Annotated in this window: 22 protein-coding genes and 1 pseudogene; 12 read left to right on the top strand and 11 right to left on the bottom strand. The window is 42.4% G+C overall.

Features of this window, described 5'->3' with window-relative positions; translation table 11 throughout:
• Positions 1-56 precede the first annotated feature (56 nt).
• Positions 57-344, top strand: coding sequence for a GNAT family N-acetyltransferase (locus tag HGG78_RS14450; protein ID WP_172533305.1), 288 nt, complete (start codon positions 57-59; stop codon positions 342-344).
• A 37-nt stretch (positions 345-381) separates the two neighbouring features.
• On the opposite strand, the gene HGG78_RS14445 is transcribed toward HGG78_RS14450, so the two are convergent.
• On the bottom strand, positions 382-873 hold the full coding sequence (locus HGG78_RS14445; RefSeq protein WP_053311643.1) for a GNAT family N-acetyltransferase: 492 nt from the start codon (positions 871-873) through the stop codon (positions 382-384).
• Between the two features lie 133 nt (positions 874-1,006).
• Between HGG78_RS14445 and HGG78_RS14440 the strand changes: the two genes are divergently transcribed.
• Positions 1,007-4,279: a S41 family peptidase gene (locus HGG78_RS14440; protein WP_172533304.1), complete on the top strand. Its 3,273-nt coding sequence runs from the start codon at positions 1,007-1,009 to the stop codon at positions 4,277-4,279.
• A 184-nt stretch (positions 4,280-4,463) separates the two neighbouring features.
• Here the strand turns inward: HGG78_RS14440 and HGG78_RS14435 are convergent, their stop codons facing one another.
• Positions 4,464-5,435, bottom strand: coding sequence for an endonuclease/exonuclease/phosphatase family protein (locus HGG78_RS14435; protein WP_053311645.1), 972 nt, complete (start codon positions 5,433-5,435; stop codon positions 4,464-4,466).
• Positions 5,436-5,565: 130 nt separating this feature from the next.
• Between HGG78_RS14435 and HGG78_RS14430 the strand changes: the two genes are divergently transcribed.
• Positions 5,566-6,756, top strand: coding sequence for an MFS transporter (locus HGG78_RS14430; protein WP_172533303.1), 1,191 nt, complete (start codon positions 5,566-5,568; stop codon positions 6,754-6,756).
• A gap of 76 nt (positions 6,757-6,832) precedes the next feature.
• Here HGG78_RS14430 and HGG78_RS14425 read toward each other — a convergent pair whose 3' ends face one another.
• The 6 genes and pseudogenes from HGG78_RS14425 to deoD form a co-directional block, all read right to left on the bottom strand.
• Complete coding sequence (locus HGG78_RS14425) at positions 6,833-7,963, bottom strand: HlyD family secretion protein (RefSeq protein WP_172533302.1); 1,131 nt, start codon at positions 7,961-7,963, stop codon at positions 6,833-6,835.
• On the bottom strand, positions 7,963-8,334 hold the full coding sequence (locus HGG78_RS14420) for a DUF3302 domain-containing protein (RefSeq protein ID WP_053311648.1): 372 nt from the start codon (positions 8,332-8,334) through the stop codon (positions 7,963-7,965). The genes HGG78_RS14425 and HGG78_RS14420 overlap by 1 nt, the downstream gene beginning before the upstream one ends.
• 93 nt (positions 8,335-8,427) lie before the next feature.
• Positions 8,428-10,008, bottom strand: coding sequence for a diguanylate cyclase (locus tag HGG78_RS14415; RefSeq protein ID WP_172533301.1), 1,581 nt, complete (start codon positions 10,006-10,008; stop codon positions 8,428-8,430).
• A pseudogene (locus HGG78_RS14410) lies at positions 9,989-11,476 on the bottom strand (hypothetical protein). Before HGG78_RS14410 ends, HGG78_RS14415 begins: the two are co-directional and overlap by 20 nt.
• Positions 11,477-11,627: 151 nt before the next feature.
• The gene (locus HGG78_RS14405) at positions 11,628-13,097 is read right to left on the bottom strand and encodes an IS1 family transposase (protein ID WP_172533300.1); all 1,470 of its coding nucleotides are present in this window, start codon (positions 13,095-13,097) and stop codon (positions 11,628-11,630) included.
• A 65-nt stretch (positions 13,098-13,162) separates the two neighbouring features.
• On the bottom strand, positions 13,163-13,873 hold the full coding sequence (gene deoD / locus HGG78_RS14400; RefSeq protein ID WP_053311652.1) for a purine-nucleoside phosphorylase: 711 nt from the start codon (positions 13,871-13,873) through the stop codon (positions 13,163-13,165).
• A 319-nt stretch (positions 13,874-14,192) separates the two neighbouring features.
• Here deoD and HGG78_RS14395 point away from each other — a divergent pair, with 319 nt between their 5' ends.
• The 4 genes from HGG78_RS14395 to HGG78_RS14380 are packed head-to-tail and all read left to right on the top strand — an operon-like array spanning position 14,193 to position 18,306.
• On the top strand, positions 14,193-15,146 hold the full coding sequence (locus HGG78_RS14395) for a YbgA family protein (RefSeq protein ID WP_053311653.1): 954 nt from the start codon (positions 14,193-14,195) through the stop codon (positions 15,144-15,146).
• Between the two features lie 3 nt (positions 15,147-15,149).
• Positions 15,150-15,950 carry a MerR family transcriptional regulator gene (locus HGG78_RS14390; protein ID WP_053311654.1) on the top strand — a complete coding sequence of 267 codons (801 nt, stop codon included), beginning with the start codon at positions 15,150-15,152 and terminating at the stop codon, positions 15,948-15,950.
• Between the two features lie 17 nt (positions 15,951-15,967).
• A complete protein-coding gene (gene phrB, locus HGG78_RS14385) occupies positions 15,968-17,380 on the top strand; it encodes a deoxyribodipyrimidine photo-lyase (protein WP_172533299.1) in 1,413 nt (470 codons plus the stop codon).
• A gap of 5 nt (positions 17,381-17,385) precedes the next feature.
• Entirely contained in the window at positions 17,386-18,306 is a 921-nt protein-coding gene (locus HGG78_RS14380; protein ID WP_172533298.1) for a L,D-transpeptidase family protein, read from the top strand.
• Positions 18,307-18,478: 172 nt separating this feature from the next.
• On the opposite strand, the gene HGG78_RS14375 is transcribed toward HGG78_RS14380, so the two are convergent.
• On the bottom strand, positions 18,479-18,745 hold the full coding sequence (locus HGG78_RS14375; protein ID WP_053311657.1) for an Lpp/OprI family alanine-zipper lipoprotein: 267 nt from the start codon (positions 18,743-18,745) through the stop codon (positions 18,479-18,481).
• A 372-nt stretch (positions 18,746-19,117) separates the two neighbouring features.
• Here HGG78_RS14375 and HGG78_RS14370 point away from each other — a divergent pair, with 372 nt between their 5' ends.
• From HGG78_RS14370 to pstB, 5 genes are all read left to right on the top strand, one after another.
• A complete protein-coding gene (locus HGG78_RS14370; RefSeq protein WP_172533297.1) occupies positions 19,118-20,464 on the top strand; it encodes a DEAD/DEAH box helicase in 1,347 nt (448 codons plus the stop codon).
• A 355-nt stretch (positions 20,465-20,819) separates the two neighbouring features.
• Positions 20,820-21,641 (top strand): phosphate ABC transporter substrate-binding protein, encoded by an 822-nt coding sequence (locus HGG78_RS14365; RefSeq protein ID WP_168524439.1) that lies wholly within the window; start codon positions 20,820-20,822, stop codon positions 21,639-21,641.
• Between the two features lie 90 nt (positions 21,642-21,731).
• The gene (gene pstC, locus HGG78_RS14360) at positions 21,732-22,664 is read left to right on the top strand and encodes a phosphate ABC transporter permease subunit PstC (protein ID WP_053311660.1); all 933 of its coding nucleotides are present in this window, start codon (positions 21,732-21,734) and stop codon (positions 22,662-22,664) included.
• A gap of 5 nt (positions 22,665-22,669) precedes the next feature.
• Positions 22,670-23,533 carry a phosphate ABC transporter permease PstA gene (pstA, locus tag HGG78_RS14355; RefSeq protein ID WP_053311734.1) on the top strand — a complete coding sequence of 288 codons (864 nt, stop codon included), beginning with the start codon at positions 22,670-22,672 and terminating at the stop codon, positions 23,531-23,533.
• A 42-nt stretch (positions 23,534-23,575) separates the two neighbouring features.
• On the top strand, positions 23,576-24,325 hold the full coding sequence (pstB, locus tag HGG78_RS14350) for a phosphate ABC transporter ATP-binding protein PstB (RefSeq protein WP_053311661.1): 750 nt from the start codon (positions 23,576-23,578) through the stop codon (positions 24,323-24,325).
• A 51-nt stretch (positions 24,326-24,376) separates the two neighbouring features.
• On the opposite strand, the gene HGG78_RS14345 is transcribed toward pstB, so the two are convergent.
• A complete protein-coding gene (locus HGG78_RS14345) occupies positions 24,377-25,477 on the bottom strand; it encodes a GGDEF domain-containing protein (RefSeq protein WP_053311735.1) in 1,101 nt (366 codons plus the stop codon).
• The gene (locus HGG78_RS14340; RefSeq protein ID WP_171375549.1) at positions 25,477-25,941 is read right to left on the bottom strand and encodes a putative pterin-binding protein; all 465 of its coding nucleotides are present in this window, start codon (positions 25,939-25,941) and stop codon (positions 25,477-25,479) included. Before HGG78_RS14340 ends, HGG78_RS14345 begins: the two co-directional genes overlap by 1 nt.
• Between the last annotated feature and the right edge of the window lie 133 nt (positions 25,942-26,074).

Here is a 26,074-nt window from a genome sequence, read left to right as displayed (position 1 = left end):
ATTCAATTCTATCTACCATTAATTTATTTGAGTTAAGTATCAAATAGGAGAGAAGTATGTCTGATAAAGTACAACATGACACTCAAAATCATCAGTATTTAGTGCATTTGGAAGGGGATTTTTTTGCCACTGTGCAATACCAACAGCAAGGTGAGGTTCTATTTATTACCTCAACCCGAGTACCTGATGAGCTGCAAGGTAAAGGGTATGGCAAAATTATGATGGAAAGTGTGTTACCACAAATAGAGGAAAGTGGTTATAAAGTAAAGCCTATTTGCAGTTACGTTGTTCATTACATAAATCGCCATGAACAATGGCAGCATTTATTGCATGACGAAGGTTAAAAAATAGCTCACCGATAAGGTGAGCTAAATAGTATCGTTAGCACTTGATGCGAGCCATATATAGAGTATTAATAAATTTTCCATCGCGAAAAGAGGCACATTTAGCTTCGCCTTCCACTTCAAAACCAAATTTTTTGTAACAACTAATCGCCTGCTGATTGTCAGCATTAACCTCAATCTGGACTCGTTTAACATTGAGCCAGTTGTCGGCCAGATCCAAGACCGTTTCAATCAATTTACTGCCAACACCAACGCTGTGAAAATCATCATGAACTCCAATGCCAAAAGTTGCACAATGCGCAGTGCGAGGACGTTGAGAATGCTCCATACCAATATTACCAACGACACGCCCATCAATCTCAGCTACAAAGCTATAAACACCAATTGGCATGTTTTCAAGGCGCTTTTGCCACATAGTGACGGATGGTTTTGGTAATTGTAGTGTTTCTCGTTGAGCTTTGGGTTGTGAGTAAATATCACACAAAGCGTGAGCGTCTCGTATTTCTGTTGGTCTGACAATAATTTCCATTCATTTATTCTCCATCTCTAGTTGCATCACCTAGAATCTATCTATAAATTCTGCAAATGAATAGTGTTTTATTATATAAGTTTTTGATTATATAAACGAATCGCTCAAAGATGATGATAATAAAGGAAGAATCATGCCCTTGCGAAAATACTCATTAAGCTCGCTATCTCTTGCATTACTGTTTACTCAACCCAGTTCGGTTATGGCTGAAATATCGGCCGCTCTTTCTCCTGAGATCCCCGTTTCTCACACATGGATGAGAGACGTCGCGATATCACCCGATGGACAGCAAATTGCCTTTACTTACGCCGGACAGATCTGGTTAGTATCGTCGCAAGGCGGTGATGCGTTTGCTTTAACCAACAGCGATACCTACAGTCAGACGCCAATTTGGTCTCCAGATAGTCAATCCATTGCTTTTACTTCTGATCGTTATGGCAAAGGTGACGTCTTCATCGTGCCTAGCATGGGTGGTAAAGCGTTGCGTTTAACTTACCACGCTAGTCTGGATGTGCCTTATGCTTTTTCAGCCGATGGTAAGCAAGTGTATTTTCGCTCAGCACGCTTAGGAGATAGCCAAGCTAATCTGATGGCAGGATATGGAGGAAATCAAGCGGATCAGCTTTATGCGGTATCGGCTCTAGGTGGGCGAGAGAAGCTCGTGTTACCTATTCCCGTCAGTTCACTCTCGGTCAGCAGTGATGGCCAACAGTTTTTATATACCGATTGGCCTTCTTATGAGCAAGAATGGCGTAAGCGTACAACGTCTGATGCGGCGCGAGATATTTGGCAATTTGATCTTACTACCGGCAAGCATACGCAATTAACTCACTTTGAAGGGGAGGACCGAAATGCGGTGTGGGCTGATACGCAGTCGATGTACTACCTATCTGAGCGATCTGGTTCTTTTAACGTTTGGAAAAAGGACCTACTCGATGGTGAGCCTGTTCAAATAACATATCACACAGATTTACCAACACGGTTTTTATCGGTGAGTAAACAAGGTGATTTAGCCTATGGTTTTAATGGTAAGGTTTGGGTGAAATCAGCACAGGAAACAGCACCATATCAAATAGACATTGCGATTCGGCGAGCCGATTTTTCTGATGGGCGACATTTTGTGAATTTGAATTCAGAGGCGACAGAAATAGCGGTGTCTCCAGTATCACCAGAAGTGGCGATTGTTGCACGTGGGGATATTTATGTGGTGTCAGCGCTATCTGGAACGACCAAACGGATTACTGATACGCCTGCCACAGAGCGCAATATTTCGTTTTCAGATGATGGTTATCGCATTATTTATTCCTCTGAACGAAATGGCAATTGGGATATTTTCCAAAGTTATGTGAATGACACTGGCAAAAGTTTCTCTACCTCATTAGATATCCAAGAGGAGATCTTATTTGATGGGGAAGAGGATGAGTTTCAACCGCTTTTGTCTCCGAATGAAAAGCGGATGCTGTACCGTGAAGGGCGAAATAACCTGAAAGTCTATGATATCGAGCAAGATCAAACCTACACATTGCTCGATAGCCAACAGTTTTATTCCTATTTCGATGGAGACATCAGTTATTCGTGGTCGCCAGATAGTGAATATATTGTCACGCGCAACCGTACTATCGCCAATAGTGATGTTCTATTAGTTAAGGTCGATGGTAGTGAAGAGCCGATTAATTTAAGCAACAGTGGTTTTTCTGATATACAACCTAAATTTAGCGATGACGGTCAAATTGTCTATTGGTTGAGCGATATCAACAGCTTGCGCCAAATTGATAATATGCCCGTACAGTATGATGTTTACGCACTGTTTTTAAATCAGAAATCTCAATTTAATGCTTTTAAGAATGAAGATCAAAAATGGATGGATGAAGAGGTTGCGGCGACTTTAGGAAGCGATGTTCAGCATGCACCTGTTGATCCCACTATCGTTGAAATAAACGGCTTAAAGCATCGCAAATTTCGTATAACACCTCATTCGCTATCGCCACTTTATTTTCATTTATCACCAGATAATAAATACTTGGTTGTTGCGCACTGGTCTGGTGAAGGTGTTGAGTTCAGTGAATTCAATGTTGAAACGGGTGAGGAGGTGTCACTGTTTACTCGTAGTGCTGATGATGTTAATGCCATTGATATGACTAAAGATGGCGAAAATATCCTTATCATTGGTTCTCAAGGTATTGAGCGTTTGAATGTCGTAAATAGCGAGACCAAAGTATTTGATTACAATGCCGATGCTAACTACGACTTTAGAGCTGAAATGAACTATATGTTTGATCATGTTGTTCGTTTAACACAAAGTAAATTTTATGATGCCAATTTGCATGGTATTAACTGGCAGCGGTATGCTCAAGAATATAAGAAGCAACTAGTAGGCATCACTAATTACCAAGATTTCGCCGAACTTCTGAGTGAATTAGTTGGTGAGCTGAATGCGTCACATACCGGTGCCTTTTTCTTTGCTGAACGATCTGGGTGGGAAATTCCTGCTTCTTTAGGTTTGTATTATGATGATCATTACCGTGGTAAGGGGATTCGTGTGAAAGCCGTGCTACCAGGTGGTCCTGCTGATACATACCAAACCTTGCTTAAATCTGGATCCATTATTTATGCGGTTGATGGCAAAGAAATCTTGCCTGAGCAGGACATTTATTCGCAACTCAATTTCAAACAAGGAAAGCTGACACGCCTAACGGTTTTATCTCCAGGTGAAAAAACCGCAAAAAGCATGAATATTGTGCCAATCAGTTTGCAGCAAGAAGGTCGATTAGCGTATGAGCTTTGGGTTGAACAACGTCGTCAGATGGTTGAAAGCTTGTCAAATGGCCGCTTAGGCTACGTACATATGGCGGCGATGGATGCGCAAAGCTTTGAGAAAATGCAAAACGATATGTTTGGTGTTGATAATAACAAAGAAGCACTCGTGGTTGATGTGCGTTTTAACCAGGGGGGATTTCTGGCCGATCAAATGATGATGATCTTGTCTGGTCAGCGCCATACGGTAGAGGAAACTCGTGACGGATACCAAGTTGCTTCTTACCCAACTAGACGTTGGGCTAAGCCTAGTATCATGTTAGCGGATGCAAACAGCTATTCGGAAGGATCTGTTGTGCCTCATTTTTATAAAAGTGAAGGGATAGGCCTGTTGGTCGGGGAAAGAGTTCCCGGAACAGGAACCGCTGTACTTTGGGCTCAGCAACAAGAGCCTAACTTGGTGTATGGCATTCCTCAATTAGGTTTAAAAGACGTTGATGGTCATTGGTTAGAAAATCAAGAGGTTGTGCCTGATGTTCTCGTCTATAAAGAGCCTGAATCGGTCACTAAAGGCGAGGATAAGCAGTTGAAAGTTGCAGTTGAAACCTTACTGAAACAGCTCGATGAGCAATCAACGGTTAATAATCCATAACAGTTAAGGCGAAATTCTAAGCTGTACATTAACCCCTTCCTACTTGAAGGTACAGCGGTGTTGGCTACATTCGTTTATCCCAATCGCACAGTTTATCTATGCTCATGGGATGAACTCACTGGCAACTTCAAGTGGTTTGGGTATAAACAACGTGTAATAGATCTGAAGCCCCTTTATTGGGGCTTCAATTTGTTTGGGTATGTGTTTTTAATGTCACGCTAACCAGTGCGTGATCGGTGCTGTAATGGTCTTGTTCAAAATTAGGGTTAATTAAATGTTGATCGATGACTTCGTAATGGCTGACGTAAGCTTTAGCACTGTGAACCGAGGGATTAAAATCGCTTGAAAGCAGGATATAGTCAAGTACCGAACCCATCTCCCCTGCATAATGAGTCGGCTTGCGGGGTAAGTCAGAGTGCTGGGCGTAGAGATTCCAACTGTCGTGAACTGTGAAAGCAGCCAACGCAGATTGGGTATCAGGCTGACGATATAGAGCATTTGATAGTAGACCGATAAATTCTTCGCTGGTTAGCGGTTTATTGAAATCTCCCATGATCACAAAAGGTCGAGTGTGCTGCCGCTTAGTTTCTACAACATATTGATGCAGCAAATTTGCTTCGTAACCACGTTGTACCGTGGATAACCACCGACCTAATGTCTCTTGTTGCCATCTATTAATCATACTTGGTGACTCAACCTCCCACTGAGTTGGACGCTGAGACTTAAAGTGTACGATATAGACATCAACAGCGCCGAGTTCAGGAAGTTCAATAGTAGCGTGCAGTGGGATGCGATTAAATGTAAAAGGCACAGTTTGGTTGGGTAATCTGCTTTCTACAGAGCAGACTTGTAGCAAAGGGTATTTTGAGGCGATGGCGACCACAGGGTGTGTGTAGATATAATCATCAACAATGTGCGGTGTGTCGATAGTGGCGAAATAAGGGTAGCCAATGGTGCTGACTTGGTTACGTAGCTCTTCGATGCTGAAAACCTCTTGGAACGCAATAACATCGGCATTGATGTGTTGAATTTTTTCACTAAACCATCGTTTTTTCTTTAGCCATTGTGCTTGGGTATAAATATTATCAAACTGATAAAAAGCATTTGGTGGCGTCAAATAGTTGAATAAATTAATAGTAGCGAAGCTAGTAGACATACCTATCCTTTATATTGCAGCTCAACATCAGTTTATAACGAAACGTAAACCTTGGGCAGTGCTAATCCCGTCATTGCCAAACTCGAATCAGCATGCGTATTATGTTGTTACATAAATGTAAGGAACCATCATGAATTCTAGTTCTTCTCAAGGGTGGCGTACGCCACAAAACTTCTTATTGATCATCTCGATAATTGTCCCAATAGCCTTCTCTAGCTGGATGGCATTGCTGAATAATTTTGTGGTGGAAAAAGCTAATTTTGATGGTTCCGATATTGGCCTATTACAAAGCGTACGAGAAATCCCCGGTTTTTTAGCTTTCACAGCGGTGTTTGTTTTACTCTTCATTCGAGAGCAACGTTTCATGTTGCTGTCATTGGCTATGCTAACTTTAGGCACGGCCATCACTGGTTTCTTTCCATCGTTGATAGGTTTGTTGATGACTACCTTATTAATGTCGACAGGTTTTCATTACTTTGAAACGCTTAAACAATCATTGTCGCTGCAATGGTTGAATAAGGATGAAGCACCTGAAATGCTTGGCAAGTTGATTTCGGTAGGAGCTTTGGCTTCACTCATTACTTATGGTGCGCTCTGGGTAATGCTAGAGATCTTCACACTTGATTTTAAATGGGTATATACCATCACTGGAGGCATTGCTTTTTGTCTGGTTGCCTTGATCGCGTTTGCCTTCCCAGAGTTTCAAGCGCAAGTGCCGCAAAATAAAAAATTGGTACTGCGTAAGCGCTATTGGCTCTACTACGCATTAACCTTTATGAGCGGTGCCCGTCGACAAATTTTCACCGTGTTCGCGGGTTTCTTAATGGTTGAAAAGTTTGGCTATTCAGCAGCCGATATTACGTTATTGTTTTTGATTAACTATTTGTTTAACTTTTTGTTTGCAAAGCGAATTGGAAAATTTATTGGCGTTGTCGGTGAACGCAAAGCATTACTGTTCGAATATGGCGGTTTAATCTGCGTCTTTATTGGTTATGGTTTAGTGCAAAATGCACATTGGGCTGCGGCACTGTACGTGATTGACCATCTTTTCTTTGCCTTAGCCCTCGCCATTAAAACTTATTTCCAAAAAATTGCTGATCCTGCCGATATGGCATCCACCGCAGGGGTTTCGTTTACTATTAACCATATTGCTGCCGTCGTTATTCCTGCAACATTTGGCCTTATATGGCTCGTTTCCCCTGCTAGTGTTTTTTATATTGGTGCGGCTATGGCAGCAGTTTCACTGATTTTATCACTCAATATCCCAATTAAGCCGGAAGAGGGCAATGAAGTTCGGATTTTACATTGGAGTGATAGATAGCCACAGTGCAGACAGAATAAAGTAAAAGGCAATAAAAAGGGTCGATATCGACCCTTTTTGATGTTTGCGAGGATGGTTAGTGATCCAGATACAAAAAGTTTTGCCAACTCTTCATTCGAATCAAAACCTTACGCATAATGGAAACGTGGGTGAAGCTGTCTGAATATACGGCAGCTTCGAAAGCAGTACCCAACGGTAGATTATATTCGCTTAGGTCATCGTTTATTTTTAGGGTGACGAGAACACGTCCATTAGTTCGTAGAGCATCTGTGCCTAGCAATGCGCCACGCGCCTGAATTTGGCTTTCGCCAATCGCAGGGAGTACGTCAACTACTTCGCCTTTGAATACTTTTCCTGGGAGTGCACGGAACAAAAACTCGGCTTCAAACCCTGGTTTTAGGCGTTGCAATGAATTTTGTCTAAATGCGGCGGTGTAGATTTTTTCCTCGCTGTGCACAAAGGTCATAACCGGTGCCAATGGTAGTGGTGTCGCCATTACACCGGGACGAAGCGCCAATTGAGTAACGTAACCGTTGGTTGGTGCACGTACAACGGTTTGTTCTAAGTCGAATTGTGCTTGTCGTAATTGAGCAATTAAGCGCGCTACGGCTGTATTCTCGCCACCAATTTCAGAGTCTAAGGCAATAGCAGCCTGTTCCACACGGGCTTGAGCAACATCGACAGCGGCTTCAGCGGCTTTATAGGCTTGGCGACGAGTGTCTAAATCTTGTTCGGTGAAAGCACCTTTGTCGTACCCTCGTTGATAGCGCGAGTATTCACGCTTGGCTTTGTCTCGATCAGCAATTGCTTGAGCTTTTGACGCTTCTGCTTCGATAACGTCTGATTCTAAACCGAGTGCACTTTGGCTTGCTTCTTTGATTTGAGCTTCAACTTTTGCTACTTCTGCTTCAAAAGGGATGGGATCAATTTTAAATAATACATCCCCTTTTAAGACGGGCGTGTTCGGTTGAACGGGAACTTCAATCACCTTGCCTCTCACACCTGAAACGACAGGCGTAGTCGAGAATACTTGGTTACCCATTTGTGTGAAGGGATGGTTGTAGTTCATGAGCAAAATAAGAGTACCAATCAGCACAACACCGCCAAGAACCGCTGTCGGTACCGTCCATTTATTCAATGGAATTTTGAAAACTTTAAAAATGGTGATACATAAAGCGGCGTAGGTCATTATCAGAAGTAAATCCATTATTTAGTCTCCTGATCTTGTGCTTGGTTTAGATTTTTCTGTGCTTTTAGCGTATTAACTTCTTCATTTAGCTTGCTGATTTGGTTTATTAATTCATCGACACGGTGATGTATGTCGTGTTGCTCTTCTTGCAGTTTAGCAAACCCCCAACCTCGGTCCTTACGCCATAAAGTGGCCCAAATCCAAAGAAATGGCCAAATGGTGTGTAAGGTAAATAAACTAACCCAGCCTGACACATGGATAGCGTCCTGATGTGGATGGTCGCGTTCTTTAGCGATTTCATAGGGGATATCATGAATCACTATAATTCCGTAAAAAATCACTAAGGCGACAAAGACGAGCAAACCGAGGGCAAAATAGTCTAAAAACATAAGATATCCTTGAATTTAAATAAGTTCATTCCATGAATGGTCAGATAAAACTTACTTTAGTATAAACAAATAATTGGACCTGTATGCATATGGTTATTCGGTACATACTTGATTGCGCCCATTGGCCTTGGCACGGTATAAGGCTTTGTCTGCACGGTAGAAAGTGCGCTGCGTATTTTCCCCTTCACGATGTAATGTAATACCAATACTAACAGTTAAGCCCCGTTCACCTAAAATATCATGCCAGCCAAATTGATATATCCGCTCTCGGTAATTTTCTGCGTGCATTTCGGCTTGATCGAGCGACGTATCCTCTAAAATGACAAGGAATTCCTCGCCACCAAAACGTACACAGGATGACCCTCTGAATTTGAAGTAACTTTTTAATTCATGTGACACACTGACAATCGCTTTATCACCCACTAAGTGACTCAGTTCATCATTGATTGATTTAAAGTGGTCAATATCAATTACAAGAAAAGCGAACGATTTTTCATGCAGTAACAGGTCTTTCAATTTTACGTCTAACCAGCGGCGGTTGTGCAAGCCAGTGAGAGGATCGGTAAAGACATCTTGCTGTAATTGCGCCACTGTATTTTTTTGGCTTTCTGTGGTTTCCTTTAATTCTCGGTTTTCAATCTCAGATAGAATCAGTTTCAGTTGAAGTTCAAAGCGCGATAAACGGCGCAACTGGTTAGCTCCGAGTTCACCGATAGGAATATTCTTCATAAGATCCGTTTCGATGCGAAAACTTTTTTTCTCATATGACAGGGCGGCTTGATATAGCTCTTGGTGTTCGCAAATTGCGCTAAATGCCTGATATAACTGTTTTGCTATCACCGGTGAGGTATGACGTTGTAGGCGTTTATCCGTGCTTGCTAGTAGCATCTCGGCAATATGAGATTTGCCAATTCTCGCCAAGCAGTTTGCTGTCTCAATTCGGATCATATTCGACAACCAAGTTGAATTGACATTGCCTGCGCTGTATTGCACGCTCGCCAGTGTCATCAAGGCCTTATCGACTTGATTTTGGTGAAGATACAATTTCGCTTGGTAAAGCAATATTTGGCCTGTGAGGATCTTATCGCTGACTAGAATGCTGAGCTCTTCACACTCTTTGATTAGATCGTTGGCGGCTGAAAGCCGGTTTAGGTTGATGTAACACGCCAACATATAGAGCTTATAGCGAAGCCTTAAGGAACGGCTAGAAATGGCGTGATCAATACTGTCGACTTTTTGATAGTAACGCAGTGCGCGGCTGTGTTCACCATAAGCATCACAAAGGTTGCCCATCCCTAGTATTGCCATTACGTATTCATCAATATAGCCGTTATCGACAGCAATATTTGATGATGATACATACTCACTGAGAGCAGCAGTATAGTCACCACTGTCCACTAAACGCTCACTTAAGCTGTTTTTAACCGATAAAATAATATGCGCATCTTTAGGTAGTTCAAGTAACTCAAGGGCTTTTTTTAGCTCTTCAATACTTGCCATGGGTTGGTGTAGTTCGGCGCGATAGTCGGCACTGATAATATAGCTTAAGGCTTTTTCTTTTGGCGTGGTGGCAACGTGTTGACGTACATGATTCCAGAAAATAATGGCCTCTTCTCCGGATACAGATGTTGCATCTAAGCCAGTATCTTGAATTTTATTGAGTAGTTCTTCCATGTGACCATTCCTGAGGTTGGCTTTCTTCGAGTTGTTCTAGTGTGAATGGGAAACTCAATATGTCTTGGAACATCACTTTAGGCAGTGGGCCGGTTAATCCTTTTCTCATCCAAGGATAAATTTCTATCATTTTGGCAAGTACATGAAAAACATTGAGTGCTGTGTCGCCTTTGTCGGCGAGTAATAGACCTAACCGTTCACTGCTCAAGCGTGACACCAAGTCTTTCTTGTTACACAGCGAATGAGCAATTTCAGTACAAACATCAAGATACAGTGGGTCATTATGCACTATCACGATAATGGAATGGTTGGAATGTTTCAGCTCAGTTTTAAATAACATCAACTGTTCCCACCAATATGTTTCTGAAACTACGTTTGATAGGTGTTTTTCGGGGTCGTATTCATGTTGACCGCGAATACGATTAATGAGTTTGCGCGCTCGCTGTTCGAGTTGCCGTTTGGAGGCTCTGGCTTTGTCTAAACCAACCCGTGAGGTTTGCTCGCGCAGCATGTCAATAGAGAAGTGGCGATACTTTTTAAACGCGGCCAGTGAGGCTTTAAAATCACCACGTTGTTCTGCAACTAAAGATTGTTGGTAGCATATTTGTGAAAGCAATTCACCGTGATCAAAAGAAGAGGCTGACACTTCGGCTTGGATAAGAAGTTCTGTGGCTTGCTCGGGGTTTTTCCTAAGCAGTTCAAGGCGTGCTCTGCTGATAAACGAGTGAGCTTTCATCCACACCAGATTATGTTGTACGGCCAGTTCGTGCGCCTTGTAGGTGGCGTTTTCAGCATCTTCAATTCGCTCAAGACCAAGCATCGCTAGTCCACGAAAATCCCAGACTTCTGCTTGCCATGTTTTGTTCGAATTCCCTTTTAGAACTTCTTCGGCGCCATCAAGCACCGTTAACATATCAACATATTGGTTGAGTAAGTAGAGATCCCAAGCCTATAAAATTCGCGCTTTACCCTCAAGCCAGCCAATGCGCGCATTGTTCGCCACTTTTACGGCTAATTCATGAGTTGAACAGGCAAGCTTATATTCATTGGTGATGCGCCAGACATTACCCAGCCCAATCAAGCACTCAATTTGGATCTCAATTTCATCCACTAACGCTGATTGTTCTAGAGCGTTAATCCAATATTGTTGAGCGGTGTAGTACTTAGCTTGCCCCCATAAATTGAGGGCGTGAAGGTGAAGAATTTCAGGCAGGTGGTCATCAGTATCAAGGCTATTCTGCCTAACCAGCGCTTCTTTGATGTACTTTAAACCATTGCGATAGTCCATGGCATTCCAAGCGCAACGTGACATCACGATAAGAGATTGGATAACGCCTTCGGGAAAAATGATCTGTTGAGCACGCAATAAACATTGCTCCGCAACAATCAATACCTTCTCAGGCTCAGCTTCAATGCGGGCTTTAAGCTGTTCTAATTCTATCTCGAGAAGATACTGACTCTTATCCAAACTGGCTGATCCTTAAGAGTAAAAAGCTTTAATCACAGTTTCATTATATGAAGCTGTCACCAAATCGCACTATTTACTTATCGCAAATCTGTTACTTTAGCTACCGGCTCAGCAATAATTGGTGCTACTTCACAGTCTGTGATGGACAAATTTATGATAGCAGCTCTTTTAATGTGAGTGGATGTTTAGTCAGCCCCAGATTCTGTGCGGCAGTAAATCCATGTTTATCTTGGTAGCACAGATTGTGCCAAGCTCGGAATATATCCAGCATGGGTTGTAAGCCTCCGGGGCGAAGTTTACGCCTAGGCTCATTGATAAAGGTTTCGAACAGCAATTGGAATCGTTGCTGATAAAATTCAGTTTGTTTAATGGAAGCCCTAGATAGCCAAGCTTCTGGCTCGGGGGTGTCTCCGGCCAAATAGCAGACGCCTTTGGAGGCTGATGATTGATTGGTTATTGCCCAGCGGTCTCGCCACCACCCCATATGCACAATATCGATTTTGCCAAAGGGTATCCCATTCTGCCATTGGTGATCTTCTTCAACATACATTAAGTCAATATTTTGACGCTTTATTCTCGACAGACAAACACTCAATGCCGCAGATCGCAACACAGGATCTTGAGGCATATAAATAGATACGCGTTTATCTATGGCACACATGTCTAAAATGTGCAGAAAATGAGCATATGAAGTGTAGGGAGGGCGGATCAGTGCTCCTTTGGATGGATAGTTAAACACTGTCAAGTTTCCCATAGGGTCTTCGACATTGCCGCGTGCTAAAATAGTTTGATATTTTTGATCAATACGTTCTCGCAATAGTGGAGAAGGTTGCGGCGTCGGCATGTTAGCTTCAGATGAGTGCTCTCGAGATACAAACCGAGCTGGGTATTCATAAGGGTTGTGATCAAGCGAGCCCTCGGGCTCTTCTTTCGCTGAATAATTGACATGTTGGCAAAGGATATAACCGGAGTTTGCCTCGCCAGTGGCAAACCATAGCACCCCATTATTGCTATTCGGTTGCAACGGGATGTAGTGAGATGCTAGCTCATAGTGGGTCGCATGGTTAACCCAGCGCGCATCGATCATCGCCAGTTTTCGACGACAACGGCTCGCAATGTGATCAACATGGTCGTAGAAGGTTTTGGGGTTAATAGCCAGCTTGCGGCAGATTTCACGAACCGAATAGCTCATGAAAAGTAAACCGAGTAGTGTCTCTTGGAAAGCCAGTTTTTTATTGGCTCCTGACCATTTATCGACGAAGGTTGAATGACACTCTTTGCAACGATAACGTTGGCGGTCACCACTGTAGCCAAAGGCATGGTAGAGATGTTTATGGGTATGAACTGATAGGCCTGTATTGACACAGTCAGGGTTACGGCAGGCAGGCAAACCATCGCTATGAAGTTGTCTTAAACGGTGTAACTCATTTAACACTTCACGATTGTTAAGTAAGGGGGGGAAAGCTCCACATTCACGACAAACCATCGTTGGACGTTTCGGGTTCACGTGTTGCAGGACATACCGTTCTGCTGCGCTCAAGCCAAAGTTGTCACACGCCAATGTTTTACAAAAGTTGAGTTGTAAACCATCTGCGTCCTTGGGTAGTTGGTCGTTAGACACGATCGCCCCCTCGGGGTAATTTAGGGCTGCCAAGTTGTCTTGGCAGCACAATACTGCAAATTAAATTAGATATTGATGGCGGTCTCTAGAGCGACTTTCATCATATCGTTGAATGAAGTTTGACGATCTTCTGAGCTTAATTTTTCACCACGAATGATATGGTCAGAAACCGTTAGAATGGTCAGTGCCTTTGCACCAAGATCAGCGGCTACGCCATAGATACCAGCTGCTTCCATATCAACGCCCAAAATGCCAAGTTTGTTCATTTTCTCGAACAAATCACCTTCAGGTGTGTAGAACAAATCAGCAGAGAATACGTTGCCAACTTTGACTGGAACCTTTTGCTCACGTGCTTGGTTTACTGCTGCTTCAAGAAGGCCATAGTCAGCAATCGCTGCAAAATCGTGGTTATTGAAACGGATACGGTTTACTTTTGAATCGGTAGAAGCACCCATGCCAATCACGATGTCCATCAGGTTGACGTCATCACGAACCGCGCCACAGCTACCAACACGAATAATGTTTTTTACACCATATTCAGAGATAAGCTCATGAACGTAAATAGAGCATGATGGAATACCCATACCATGGCCCATTACCGATACTTTTTTACCTTTATAAGTTCCTGTGTAACCAAACATATTACGTACATCACAGACTTGTTTAGCGTCATCTAGAAATGTTTCAGCGATGTATTTTGCACGTAGTGGATCGCCCGGCATTAGGACTGTTTCAGCGAAATCACCAGCTTGTGCATTAATGTGTGGGGTTGCCATAGTTATTACTCCAAGGTTTCTGAGTTAGTGCTCATCAGTGGTAATCAATGATATTACCAATTCTGTTGAATTTGTCATTTTTCGTTGAGGCAATACTAGCCTTACAAAATAAGGCTCCTTGAGAACTTGGTCACAAAATGGGTTCTTATCATCTTATCTAACTCCATTGATAACCAAAAATGTTGAAAGTGCTAAGGCAATCGATTTGAGTAAACGTTTTCTTTATTTGTACAATATTTTTTTTTGTATAGTTTAGTTTTGTTGTGCTATAAGTTATACAAGAAATGTTTTTGTATACCTATTATCTATGAGGGTGGCTATGAGTAATTCAGAAATTCGTATCGGTATCAGTGCTTGTGTACTTGGCGAGAATGTACGTTTTGATTCCGGTCACAAAGCAAGCGTATTTGTCACGCAAGAGCTGTCGAGTTATTTCTCTTTTGTACCAGTATGTCCAGAAGTGGGGATTGGCTTGAGTGTCCCGCGACCAACGATTCGTCTTGTCTCTAATGAAGAACGGGTTGCTTTGGTTGAAACCAAAGACGCGAGCAAAGACTATACCCAAAGTATGTATGAATTTTCAGAGCGAAAAGTTGATGAGCTTGAACCGATGAATTTATGTGGTTATATCGTCTGTGCAAAATCGCCGACTTGCGGTATGGAACGAGTAAAAGTGTACAAACATCAACGGGCTGACAAAGAAGGGGTTGGGCTATATACCGAGACTTTAATGCGCAAGATGCCGTGGTTACCCGTTGAAGAAGATGGACGCTTACATGACCCCGTGTTGAGAGAGAATTTCATCACTCGTGTTTATTGTTTGCATGACTTTTATCAATCGATGGGTGAACAGGCTACACCCGGCAAGGTTGTCGCATTTCATTCTCGCTACAAGCTCACTTTAATGGCGCATCACCCTGAGTCATACAAAGAGTTAGGTCGTTTAGTGGCCAATATTAAACAGTACCAACCTCAAGACTTTATTAATGAATACCGCTTGGGTTTGATGGAAGCGCTCAAAAACAGAGCCAGCCGCAAAAATAACACCAATGTTCTTATGCACCTTCAAGGTTATTTCAAACGCTCTTTAACTAAAGAACAAAAGGCGGAATTGGCACAAGTAATTGATGATTACCGCACGGGTCTGTTGCCGTTGTTAGCGCCGCTGACTTTACTCAAGCATTACCTGAAAATGTACCCAGATGGATATCTAGAGCAGCAGCATTACTTTGAACCTTATCCGCAACAATTAAGACTACGTTATGGACTGTAAACGATGACAGCAAAACTTTACGCAATTAGAGAAGTTGCCGATATTACAGGGGTTAAGCCCGTTACGTTACGAGCGTGGCAGCGGCGCTATCACCTCATTCAGCCGAAACGAACTGAAAAAGGGCATCGCCTTTATTCTGAGGAGAACATCGCGACCATCCGAGTTATTCAAGGTTGGCTTGCGAAAGGCGTTTCTATTGGCAAAGTCAGTGCACTGCTTGAAGGAAGTGAAAATCTTCACCAAGATCTGCCGAGCGAGCAAGTTGAGCTACAAGAACAAGAAACCCTTCTGCAGGCATTAGTAGAACTCAATAAAGGTAAAGCCGAATCGACTATTGCGACGGTATTAAAAGAGTACCCGCTGGATATTGTTGAACAGCAGTTTGTATTCCCAATGATCGATGCGCTTGAACGAGTAAAAGGCCCATTACGTACCTTACATAAAGGGTTGTTTCAATCACTAATGATCAGCAAATTAAGTTCAATTATTGAGTCAGAAAATAAAGCGGCGACTAAAGGTAAGTGCTTGTGTGTCAGTCTTGATCCTATGTCCAGTATTTTGGCTTGGTTGTGGTTTGTGAGTAAGTCTGAAGCGGGCTATAACGTGACGGTGTTAGACGGTGTTGAAGACATCACCGCTCTGGTTGGTCATGAGGCTTTACCTTCTTACCAACACATTGCAGTTTTTGCAAATCGCTCTTTGCCTGATCACCAAATCAACGCGTTAGAAAAATTACAGCAGCAGTTAGCTAATAAGCTATCTCTGTCTGAAGTGATCTGTCGTTTACACACTTCCCTTACGTAAAAGTTCAAGGATGTAGCATGAAACTAATATGGTTGCGGCGTGATTTGCGTGCCGTTGATAATACAGCGTTGAACTATGCCATCAATTCAGGTGAGCCTGTGATTGCAGTATTTGTCGCGACACCAACGCAGTGGCAAAAACATCATATGGCCCCTATGCAGGCAGATTTTATCTACCGCCGTTTATTTGAACTTCAACGCGAACTGGAAGTACTGAACATTCCGTTGCTTTATCGTGAAGTGGGCAACTATACGCAGGCGTCGCAAACTGTGGTTGATCTCGCACAGCAGCTAAACGTTGATGAGGTTGTGGTCAATCGAGATTACGAAATCAACGAATTGGCACGTGATTTAAGCGCGAGAACGTTATGCGGGCAAAGCGATATTAATTGGAGTGAATTTGATGATAAGTGCATTCTGGCTCCGCGTAGTGTTATTAATAAACAAGGCGAGCACTTCAAAGTATTTACTCCTTTTAAGCGTGCTTGGTTATCACAGGTGACAATTCCCCAAATTGTTTCAGCTAAGCCGGCTGCGCGTCATGCCAACCCAAAGCAATATGCCAAGGAGTTGTGGGGAGATCAGTGCGTATTTTCTTTTACGCGTATTAGCAGTGAGCACTGGGCTGTGGATTTTGATTCCATACGTGGGCAATTAAGACAATTTTGTCGTGATAGAGTCGAGAATTATCAGCAAGAGCGTGATTTCCCTGCTAGGGAGTCGACGAGTTCTCTTTCTCCCTACCTCGCGATTGGTGCTCTTTCTGCACGTCAATGTATGGCGAGATTATACGCTGAGTCGTACAGCGGCGTATTATCTGAAGGTGCTCAAACCTGGCTTAGTGAACTGGTATGGCGTGAATTTTATCAACATCTCATTGTGTTCAGACCGGATTTGTGTAAAAGCAAAGATTTCGTAGTGTGGGGATCCCAGCTTGAATGGTGGGATAATCCCGCAGCATTTGAACGTTGGAAGTTGGGGCAAACTGGATTTCCAATCGTTGACGCAGCGATGCGCCAACTAAACCAAACTGGCTGGATGCACAACCGATTAAGAATGGTTGTTGCAAGCTTTTTAACCAAGGATTTACACATTGATTGGCGACTGGGTGAGCGCTACTTTATGCAAATGCTTGTTGATGGCGATTATGCAGCAAACAATGGTGGCTGGCAGTGGTGTGCTTCAACGGGATGCGATGGCCAACCTTACTTTCGGATTTTTAATCCAACCAGTCAAGGTGAGCGATTTGATCCACAAGGAACGTTTATTCGTCACTGGGTGCCAGAACTTGCGTCGTTGAGCAATCAGCTTATTCATACTCCGTGGAAGTCACCTGCTGTCAACTCATTGTCATATCCAGCGCCAATGGTTGATCACAAAGTAGAAAGAGAGATAACCTTGAGACTTTATAAAGAAGCTAAGGATAACTGATCACCATGTTACGTAAGCTACTTATGTTTTGTTGCTGTTGGGGGTTAAACTCTGCGCTATTTGCTGCGTCTTACGACTTTCCTGCCGATGGCAGCAGTTTAGTTGGGCGCACTCAATACCATGTGGTTGAGAAAGGTGAAACGTTAGCTGAAATTGCCAAACAATACGATATTGGCTTTTTGTCTTTAATGGCTGCGAATAAAGGGGTTGATCCTTTCTTGCCACAGCAAGATTTTGTGTTAACCATTCCGTCACAAATTATTCTGCCACATGTCCCTTACGAAGGGATAGTGATCAACTTAGCTGAACTGCGTTTGTATTATTTTGAGCCTGACATTCGCAAGGTACACATTTTCCCTGTCGGTATTGGTCGAATTGGCCGTGATACGCCAGAGATGGAAACCTCTATTAGTCAAAAACGCCCAAACCCAACATGGACGCCACCTCAATCGATACGCAAAGAATATCAAGAAAAAGGTATAGAGCTTCCTGCTGTAGTACCAGCTGGTCCCGATAATCCCCTAGGTGAGTATGCACTACGTTTGGCATATGGTGCTGGTGACTACCTCATTCACGGCACCAATAAAGATTTTGGTATCGGTTTGCGGGTGAGTTCAGGGTGCATCCGTATGGATCCAAAGGATATTGAATGGCTTTTTAATCAAGTGCAACGTGGTGAAAAAGTTCGAGTGATTGACGAACCAATAAAGGTGGCGTTAGAGCCCGATCGCAGTGTTTTTCTTGAAGCTCATGAACCATTAACCCGTAGCAATGGCAGTAAAAAGGCGTTAGTTATCCCACAAGAACTCAGTTGGTGGTTAGAGGAGTTTGGTCAGTCCGATGCAAAGGCAAGAGCAGTAATACTGGCACAAAATGGCGTGCCGGTTGAGATTGTAGCGCCAGATTTCTTTGAGGTTATCTATTAAAATATAGCGGCGGTGTTGGCTACGTTCGCTCACTCCAACCACATAGTTTATCTCTGCTCATGGGGATGTACTCACTTGCTGTCTACCTGCAACTTTAAGTTGTTTGGGGTAGTAATAAGGCCTGCTTTGAAACAGGCCTTTTGATAACAATGTAATCACTTAGTCGACGTGATTATTTAGTGTATGACTGAGCAATGTTATCGATACGCTCATTAGCACGAGCCGCTTCTTCTTGCGCCGCTGCGGAAGCATCAGCAGCTTGGTTTACTTTAGAAGCGAGCATAGATTGTTCGCTCTGTAGTGCTGAGATTTGGTCACTTAGCTCACTAACTTTGTTAGTAAGTTCGTCCATTTTAGCCATTTCTTCTTCAGGGCCAGATGCACAACCAGCAAGTAGAAGTACAGAAGACGCTGCCGCTGCAATTAACATTTTGTTCATTATGAACTCCTTGTTTGTAAGATAATTACCTATAACGCCCTATACTTTTCTAAAACATCATATAGTGACGTATTCAATTGTAGACGCAATTTTAACGTTCACACACTAGATGAACGTCAAAATAATCCAAGAATTTCAATTTGGTGCTGGTTAATGAAAGCAATGTCTCATAATTAAGAGCGTTTTATCTATTTGATTGGCATTTAAATTATTGGAGCACCCTTGCAACGGTTGCTGATTGAGTATCGTTGCTACGTTATCGGATGCTGATTATTTTTATGTGATCTCTATCTATTTAAGCACCTTTCGCGCTATCATATTGCGTTTTCATTTTGACCTCTTGCCCACAATATTGCGGCAATCATACAATTTTTGGAGAATCCTTTGCAGTTTAAAGATTTAGGCTTAGATAATCGTTTGTTGAAGACACTTAAACATTATGACTTTAAGCAGGCGACAGGGATCCAACAAAAAGCGATACCAGTCGCTATTATGGGTAAAGACTTGTTGGCATCCTCTAAGACTGGTTCAGGCAAAACGTTAGCTTTCGTTTTACCTATGCTGCATAAATCTCTGAAGACCAAAGCACTGTCTGCCAAAGATCCTAGAGCGCTTATTCTTGCACCTACTCGTGAGTTAGCCAAACAAGTTTACGGTGAACTGCGTACCATGTTGAGTGGTTTAAGCTATGAAGCTGCGTTAATTGTTGGTGGTGAAAACTTCAATGATCAAGTTAAAGCTTTGCGCCGTTATCCACGCTTTATCGTTGCGACTCCAGGACGCTTAGCTGACCACCTAGAGCATCGTTCTTTGCGTTTGGATGGTTTGGATACGCTGATCTTAGATGAAGCTGACCGCATGCTTGATCTCGGTTTTTCACCTGAGTTACGACGCATTCACAATGCGGCCAACCACCGTCGTCGCCAGACATTAATGTTCTCTGCAACACTAGATCATGGCCAAGTTAATGATTTCGGTACTGAACTTCTCAAAGAGCCGAAGCGTATTTCAATTGGTGTTGCCAATGAAGAGCATAAAGATATCACCCAAAAGTTTTATCTGTGTGATCACTTAGATCATAAAGAAGCGTTGCTAGAGCGAGCGTTAGAAGAAGCGGAGTACCGTCAGGTGATTATCTTCACCGCGACGCGTGCTGACACCGATCGTCTAACTGAAAAACTGAACGAACAGAAACTGAAAGCCATCGCTTTAAGTGGTAACTTGAATCAAACGCAACGTAATACCATCATGAGCCAGTTTGAACGTGCTGTGTTCAAAATTTTGGTGACAACAGATGTGGCTTCGCGCGGGTTAGATATTGCTAACGTGACTCATGTTATCAACTTTGATATGCCAAAACACACAGAGGAATACGTGCACCGTGTTGGTCGTACGGGGCGTGCGGGCAATAAAGGTGATGCTATTTCATTAGTGGGTCCTAAAGATTGGGATAGCTTCAAACGTGTCGAAGCATTCTTACAACAAGATATTGAATTTTCAGTGTTTGAAGGACTTAAAGGTAAATTTACAGGTTTAAAACCGCGTAAACCTGCTTTCAAGAAAAATCATTCTGCGAAGAGTAAAACTGCGAAACCAAAAGCGAAGCAAACAGACAAGAAGCCGATTAAACGTGATAAAACATTTTATCAAAATGTGGCGGTCGGTGATGCGGTATTTGTACCGAAAAAGAAAGTGGCACCTAAAGTCGACGATGAGTAATTTGCCGTCAGCAATGTTTAAAAAACCGCCGTTGTGGCGGTTTTTTTGTATTTTATGAATATGTTAGGTATCTGCATCATTGATTATTTATCGCGGTGTTGTACTTGTTTTTTATGAGTTCTCTATCGTTGGTTTTGTTTTATCTTTTTGTTTTATCTTTTTGTTTTATAATAATTATTTTTTTCGTGGACTGATTGTAATCAGTCGAAACGCTCAATGTTATCCTTACCTTTAAGGAAATATTTCACTCTGTCATCTAGTTTTCAACTAAGTGAAACACAACTGTCATATTTAAGTCCTAAAGTGAGCTTCGTTCAAGACACAACGGCAATAAAGCCTCTTAAGGAAATTTGTGATGAAAAAGACAGTAATCGGTGCAATCGCTCTTCTAGGTGCATTAGCAGTTAACCCAGTTTTCGCAAAAGAAACAATTTCTGCAGTTGGTTCTAGTAGCGTTACTCCACTGATGGAAGTTTTCTCTGAAACATACATGAAGAAAAACTCGGACGTATTTATTGAAGTTCAAGGCCCTGGTTCTTCTGCAGGTATCAAAGCGGCAAAAAATGGCAGTGCTGACATCGGCATGTCTTCACGTAGCCTAAAAGAGTCAGAAAAAGATGCGTCACTGGTTGAAGAAGTTGTCGCTCGTGACGGTATCGCCGTCGTTGTTCACCCAAGCAACAAAGTGAAAGGCCTGACCGCAGAGCAAGTTTCTGAGATTTACAAAGGTGAAATCAGCAACTGGAAACAAGTTGGTGGTGAAGACAAGCCTATTGTCGCAATTACTCGTGATACGGCATCGGGTACTCGTGGTGCTTTCGAAGACATTATGTCACTGAAGAAAAAAATCTCAGGTAAAACTGTTTCGGCCATTTCTCAACGCGCACAAGTTGCCAATGGTAACGGTGGTTTGAAAACCATGGTGGCATCTAACCCTTACGCTATTGGCTACATCTCTTTAGGCACGGTAGATGGTTCCGTTCATGCGCTAGCGGTTGATGGAACACCGGCCTCTGTAGAAAATGTGAAGAACGGCTCTTATAAAGTCGCTCGTCCCTTCCTTGTGCTGTACAAAAAAGGCCAACCCTCTGCAGAAACACAAAAATTCTTAGATTGGATGCTTACAGCAGAAGCTCAGCAGTTGGTTGAAGGCCACCATTACATTTCAATCAACTAATTAAACTATATTTCTAAGTTTGCTCAGCCCGCTGATTAGGGCTGGGCCTTTTCTATCCACTTCGATTAGTCGAGTAGTGAGATTGATAATATGACCATCGCAACTAATAGTGAAAAGCTTATGAACAGAGTCTCTGCGCAAGCATCAAAACGCACATTACGTGCGAAAAAGCGTGTTGACTGGAAGGAACGAATCTTCCACGGCTTATTTTTAACCAGTGCCATTATCGGTATTGTTTCTCTTGCCATCATTGCTTATTTTATTTTCCGCGAAAGTATTCCAGCTTTCCAAGAAGTGGGTGTTACAGGCATTGTCCTCGGACAAGATTGGCTACCGCCAGCCCTCTATGGTGTAGCAACGATGATTGTTGCTTCAGTGGTATCAACGTTCGGCGCAGTTATTGTTGGTGTGCCGGTTGGTGTCCTGACCGCTATTTTTATCGCGGAGGTCGCTCCCAAGCGTCTTGCTGATATTATTCGTCCTGCGGTTGAATTATTAGCTGGTATTCCATCAGTGGTTTACGGCTTCTTTGGCCTTGTCATTATCGTTCCACTGATCCAAAACGTATTTCAAGTTCCTGCAGGTAATACTATTTTGGCCGGTATTATCGTACTCGGTGTGATGATTTTACCTACGGTGATTACGGTCTCTGAAACCTCTATTCGAGCGGTACCAAGAGCGTATAAAGAGGGGTCATTAGCCTTAGGTGCCTCAAGTATTTTTACTATATTTAAGTTACTCGTTCCGGCTGCTCGTTCAGGCATTATGACGGGTGTCATTTTAGGGATTGGTCGTGCTTTAGGTGAAACGATGGCGATTATTATGGTGATGGGTAACGCACCAGCGATGCCGGAAGGTATTTTAGATTCGGCTCGCACGCTAACTGCAAATATTGCGATTGAAATGTCATACGCCAGTGGTGTGCATGCCAATGCGTTATACGCAACGGGGGTAGTGTTACTGGTTTTCATCATGATGCTTAATGCAGCACTACTCTACTTAAACCGTGAGAAAGCGAGATAATGACGATGGATACAGTAAAACTAAAACGCGCTCGCCAGTTAAAAGACAACCTACTGCAATTTTGTATCTGGATGGCGGCTGCACTAACCGTCGGTTTTTTATTTTGGATCATTTGGTACATTCTTTCAAACGGGTTACAGCATGTAGACTGGAACTTTATATCGGATGATTACACGCGTACTGGTGAAGAACACGGTATTTTCCCGATGATCGTCTCAACCATATACATGGTTATTGCATCGATTTCCGTTGCCGCGCCACTGGGTATAATGACGGCAATTTATCTGACGGAATACGCTAAAGTTGGCAGCCGTCTTGTTAAAGTTATCCGCTTTTGTACCGAGTCTCTTGCGGGGATTCCATCTATTATCTTTGGTTTGTTCGGGATGACATTCTTTGTGGTTATCTTGGGTTTAGGGTTCTCAATTTTGTCGGGTGCGCTAACGCTGAGTATTTTGATCTTGCCAGTGATCATCCGTACCACCGAAGAAGCTCTAATGGCGGTACCGCAAACCTTTCGTGAAGGCTCATATGGGCTTGGAGCATCTAAGATTTACACCATCTGGCGTCTTATTTTGCCAAGTGCAATGCCAGGTATTCTAACTTCCGTCATCCTGAGTATTGGTCGTGTGATTGGTGAGTCTGCCCCTGTATTTCTAACCGCTGGTATGGTGGCTCGTGTTCCTGATTCATTGCTAGATTCAGGACGTACTTTAACGGTTCACCTTTATAAGCTGACGACTGAGCTATTCACCATAGAAGAATGGAACCAAGCCTACGGGACAGCAACAGTATTGATAGTGGTCGTGTTATTGATCAACACGGTAACGAAGCTGATCGCCAAGCGATTTAACACTGCTTCTTATTAAACAACGTGCTTAACACGATTAACCGAATTTAGAGACAGCATAATGAACAAATTTAATATTGAAAATTTAGATCTTTTTTACGGTGAAAACCAAGCACTGAAAGCGATTAATTTGCCAATCCCTACACGTCAAGTCACCGCTTTGATTGGTCCTTCAGGTTGTGGTAAATCAACACTATTGCGCTGTTTGAACCGCATGAACGACTTAATTGAAGGCGTCAAAATCACCGGTAAGTTGGCAATGGATGGTCAAGATATCTACGGTAATATTGATGTATCTGATCTGCGTATCAAAGTTGGTATGGTCTTCCAGAAGCCAAATCCATTCCCGATGAGTATCTATGAAAATGTTGCTTATGGCCTTCGTGCTCAAGGAATCAAAGATAAAAAGCATATTGATGATGTTGTTGAGCGTTCGCTGCGTGGCGCTGCATTATGGGATGAAGTGAAAGACCGATTAAAGTCTCACGCTTTTGGCCTCTCTGGTGGTCAACAGCAGCGTTTGTGTATAGCTCGTACGATTGCGATGGAACCAGATGTTATTTTAATGGATGAACCTACTTCAGCGCTGGATCCGATTGCGACGCATAAAATTGAAGAATTAATGGAAGAGTTAAAGAAAAATTACACGATTGTTATTGTCACTCACTCTATGCAGCAAGCGCGTCGTATTTCAGACCGCACCGCTTTTTTCCTCATGGGAGAATTAGTTGAACACAATGACACACAAGTAATTTTCAATAATCCACAAGATGATAGAACCATGGGTTACGTTAATGGTGACTTTGGTTAATCGTCTATTAAAGAACTCATTATAACTATAAAGCGATGGTAACTTTGCCCCTCATATTGAGGGGCTTTTTTGTAGAAACTTCATTGCATACATATTTTTGTCTGCAATATGTATTAACTGGTTAATATTGCTTGAATCTTTAGGGAAAGAAGCAATACCAATGCTGGTAGAAAGCCTACCCACAGTACCATTTTCAAGGAAAAAATCTTCGTGGAAGCACTCTTTGATATGACGCTGCATGATGCTCAATTCAGTCTCGTCTACGCTGTTGATAACGATAGCAAACTCATCGCCTCCCATGCGGAATACGGAATACTCGAAAGTGGGGAGCGAATATTCCAAGCGAAAAGCGACTTGCTGCAACACGCTGTCACCTACTTTATGGCCATTTTGATCGTTGATTTCTTTGAAGCCATTTAAATCAAGCAGAAAGAGAGAAAAGGGCTGTTGTGATGAAATATGATTCAGCGCTTCAAACATGGCTAAGCGATTAGCAAGTCCAGTTAAAGGGTCGGTTAACGCTTGTTTTCTATGCGCTAAAGCCTCTTTATGAAAAATATAGCTGACCAAGCCAATACAACCGAATGTCAAAAACATCAGTAAAAACTGAATTTGGGTTAGCAAGCGGGCCTGTGCTTTTTGTTCCTGATAAAGGGGGCTTTGTAGCCGAAAACTTTCGTTTACATAGCCAATAATTCGGTCATAAATGGCTCTGGCGCGTATTTCAAATTGGGCTAATGTTGGTTGGTCTTTAGCGGCTAATAGGTAGCTTTCTAAGATTTTAAAATCATCAAAATTGCTTTTAAAAAAGTGTTGTCCGCCATCTAAATTAATGAAACTGTCGCCTTCATTACTATTTAAGATTAAGTCAAAGCGGCTCCAAGTCAGCTCATACTGCAACCAAATATGATCCATTTTTTCTTTTGACTCTAAAGCGTAAGGCGCTGAAGCGATCAGCTCTGAATATTCTTTAGTCAGTTGGAAAAGATACCATGTTGTGTAATTTTTCTGTTCAGTATAAGAGCTGGCTAAAGTCCGAGTGGTCGAAAGTATGTACAAATTGGCAATGATTAAGGCCGCGGACAACACGATTAGCAGTGTTTTTGCCCGAGATAAGAAGGGATGTAAAATTTTATCATTTTCAGAGTTCATCATTTGCCGATAATCGTTATTTTTTCGAGTTGCCAAACCATATGTGTGTAATAGACCTCATTGTTGATTTGTGGATATTTATCCAAATTATAGACTAACCAAAACGGTCCCTTATTTCTGACTTTCATTTCGTAACCATTCATATAGTAAGCAATAATGGGCTCATAGCGGCTTAAGTCTTCAATTGATATATTGGCTGCATAGTCGTTGATCGCGAAAAATGAAACTGAAGATACATGTCCGACTTTCAGGTAGTTCAGTAAATCAACAATTTTAAAACCGGTAAAAGTATTGGCTTGTGGGTACCAAGGTAACTGAGTCGTAAAGGTATCTTTAGGTAAAGCTTCTGCAAGTTCTGAGAGTGAGTATGTCACCACCTGTTTATTCGGCAGTGTGATTGTTAAGTGCGAAGCGTGAGCCAAAAAGCTAAAACACAAAAGTGGTAGGGTGGCTATCCATTTCATCATCAATGACCTAATTTATATTATCTTTATTATTGCTATATCCTCTAAAAGTATAAGGTGAGATTTTAATCAATGACATCACTTTTTATTTATATTTTTGTTAATTCAATGAGTTCAAACTTTAGTTTAGATC

The organism is Vibrio aestuarianus, assembly GCF_012395185.1.
GTDB classification, from domain to species: Bacteria; Pseudomonadota; Gammaproteobacteria; order Enterobacterales; family Vibrionaceae; genus Vibrio; species Vibrio aestuarianus.
The sequence above is the reverse complement of the archived record's forward strand: the minus strand, read 5'-3'. Positions and strand labels throughout refer to the sequence as shown.

Excerpts from the sequence above, each read along its gene's own strand:
- HGG78_RS14450 (WP_172533305.1), top strand. The coding sequence starts at position 57 with ATGTCTGATAAAGTACAACATGACACTCAAAATCATCAGTATTTAGTG.
- HGG78_RS14445 (WP_053311643.1), bottom strand. The coding sequence starts at position 873 with ATGGAAATTATTGTCAGACCAACAGAAATACGAGACGCTCACGCTTTG.
- HGG78_RS14440 (WP_172533304.1), top strand. The coding sequence starts at position 1,007 with ATGCCCTTGCGAAAATACTCATTAAGCTCGCTATCTCTTGCATTACTG.
- HGG78_RS14435 (WP_053311645.1), bottom strand. The coding sequence starts at position 5,435 with ATGTCTACTAGCTTCGCTACTATTAATTTATTCAACTATTTGACGCCA.
- HGG78_RS14430 (WP_172533303.1), top strand. The coding sequence starts at position 5,566 with ATGAATTCTAGTTCTTCTCAAGGGTGGCGTACGCCACAAAACTTCTTA.
- HGG78_RS14425 (WP_172533302.1), bottom strand. The coding sequence starts at position 7,963 with ATGGATTTACTTCTGATAATGACCTACGCCGCTTTATGTATCACCATT.
- HGG78_RS14420 (WP_053311648.1), bottom strand. The coding sequence starts at position 8,334 with ATGTTTTTAGACTATTTTGCCCTCGGTTTGCTCGTCTTTGTCGCCTTA.
- HGG78_RS14415 (WP_172533301.1), bottom strand. The coding sequence starts at position 10,008 with ATGGAAGAACTACTCAATAAAATTCAAGATACTGGCTTAGATGCAACA.
- deoD (WP_053311652.1), bottom strand. The coding sequence starts at position 13,873 with ATGGCAACCCCACACATTAATGCACAAGCTGGTGATTTCGCTGAAACA.
- HGG78_RS14395 (WP_053311653.1), top strand. The coding sequence starts at position 14,193 with ATGAGTAATTCAGAAATTCGTATCGGTATCAGTGCTTGTGTACTTGGC.
- HGG78_RS14390 (WP_053311654.1), top strand. The coding sequence starts at position 15,150 with ATGACAGCAAAACTTTACGCAATTAGAGAAGTTGCCGATATTACAGGG.
- phrB (WP_172533299.1), top strand. The coding sequence starts at position 15,968 with ATGAAACTAATATGGTTGCGGCGTGATTTGCGTGCCGTTGATAATACA.
- HGG78_RS14380 (WP_172533298.1), top strand. The coding sequence starts at position 17,386 with ATGTTACGTAAGCTACTTATGTTTTGTTGCTGTTGGGGGTTAAACTCT.
- HGG78_RS14375 (WP_053311657.1), bottom strand. The coding sequence starts at position 18,745 with ATGAACAAAATGTTAATTGCAGCGGCAGCGTCTTCTGTACTTCTACTT.
- HGG78_RS14365 (WP_168524439.1), top strand. The coding sequence starts at position 20,820 with ATGAAAAAGACAGTAATCGGTGCAATCGCTCTTCTAGGTGCATTAGCA.
- pstC (WP_053311660.1), top strand. The coding sequence starts at position 21,732 with ATGACCATCGCAACTAATAGTGAAAAGCTTATGAACAGAGTCTCTGCG.
- pstA (WP_053311734.1), top strand. The coding sequence starts at position 22,670 with ATGGATACAGTAAAACTAAAACGCGCTCGCCAGTTAAAAGACAACCTA.
- pstB (WP_053311661.1), top strand. The coding sequence starts at position 23,576 with ATGAACAAATTTAATATTGAAAATTTAGATCTTTTTTACGGTGAAAAC.
- HGG78_RS14345 (WP_053311735.1), bottom strand. The coding sequence starts at position 25,477 with ATGAACTCTGAAAATGATAAAATTTTACATCCCTTCTTATCTCGGGCA.
- HGG78_RS14340 (WP_171375549.1), bottom strand. The coding sequence starts at position 25,941 with ATGAAATGGATAGCCACCCTACCACTTTTGTGTTTTAGCTTTTTGGCT.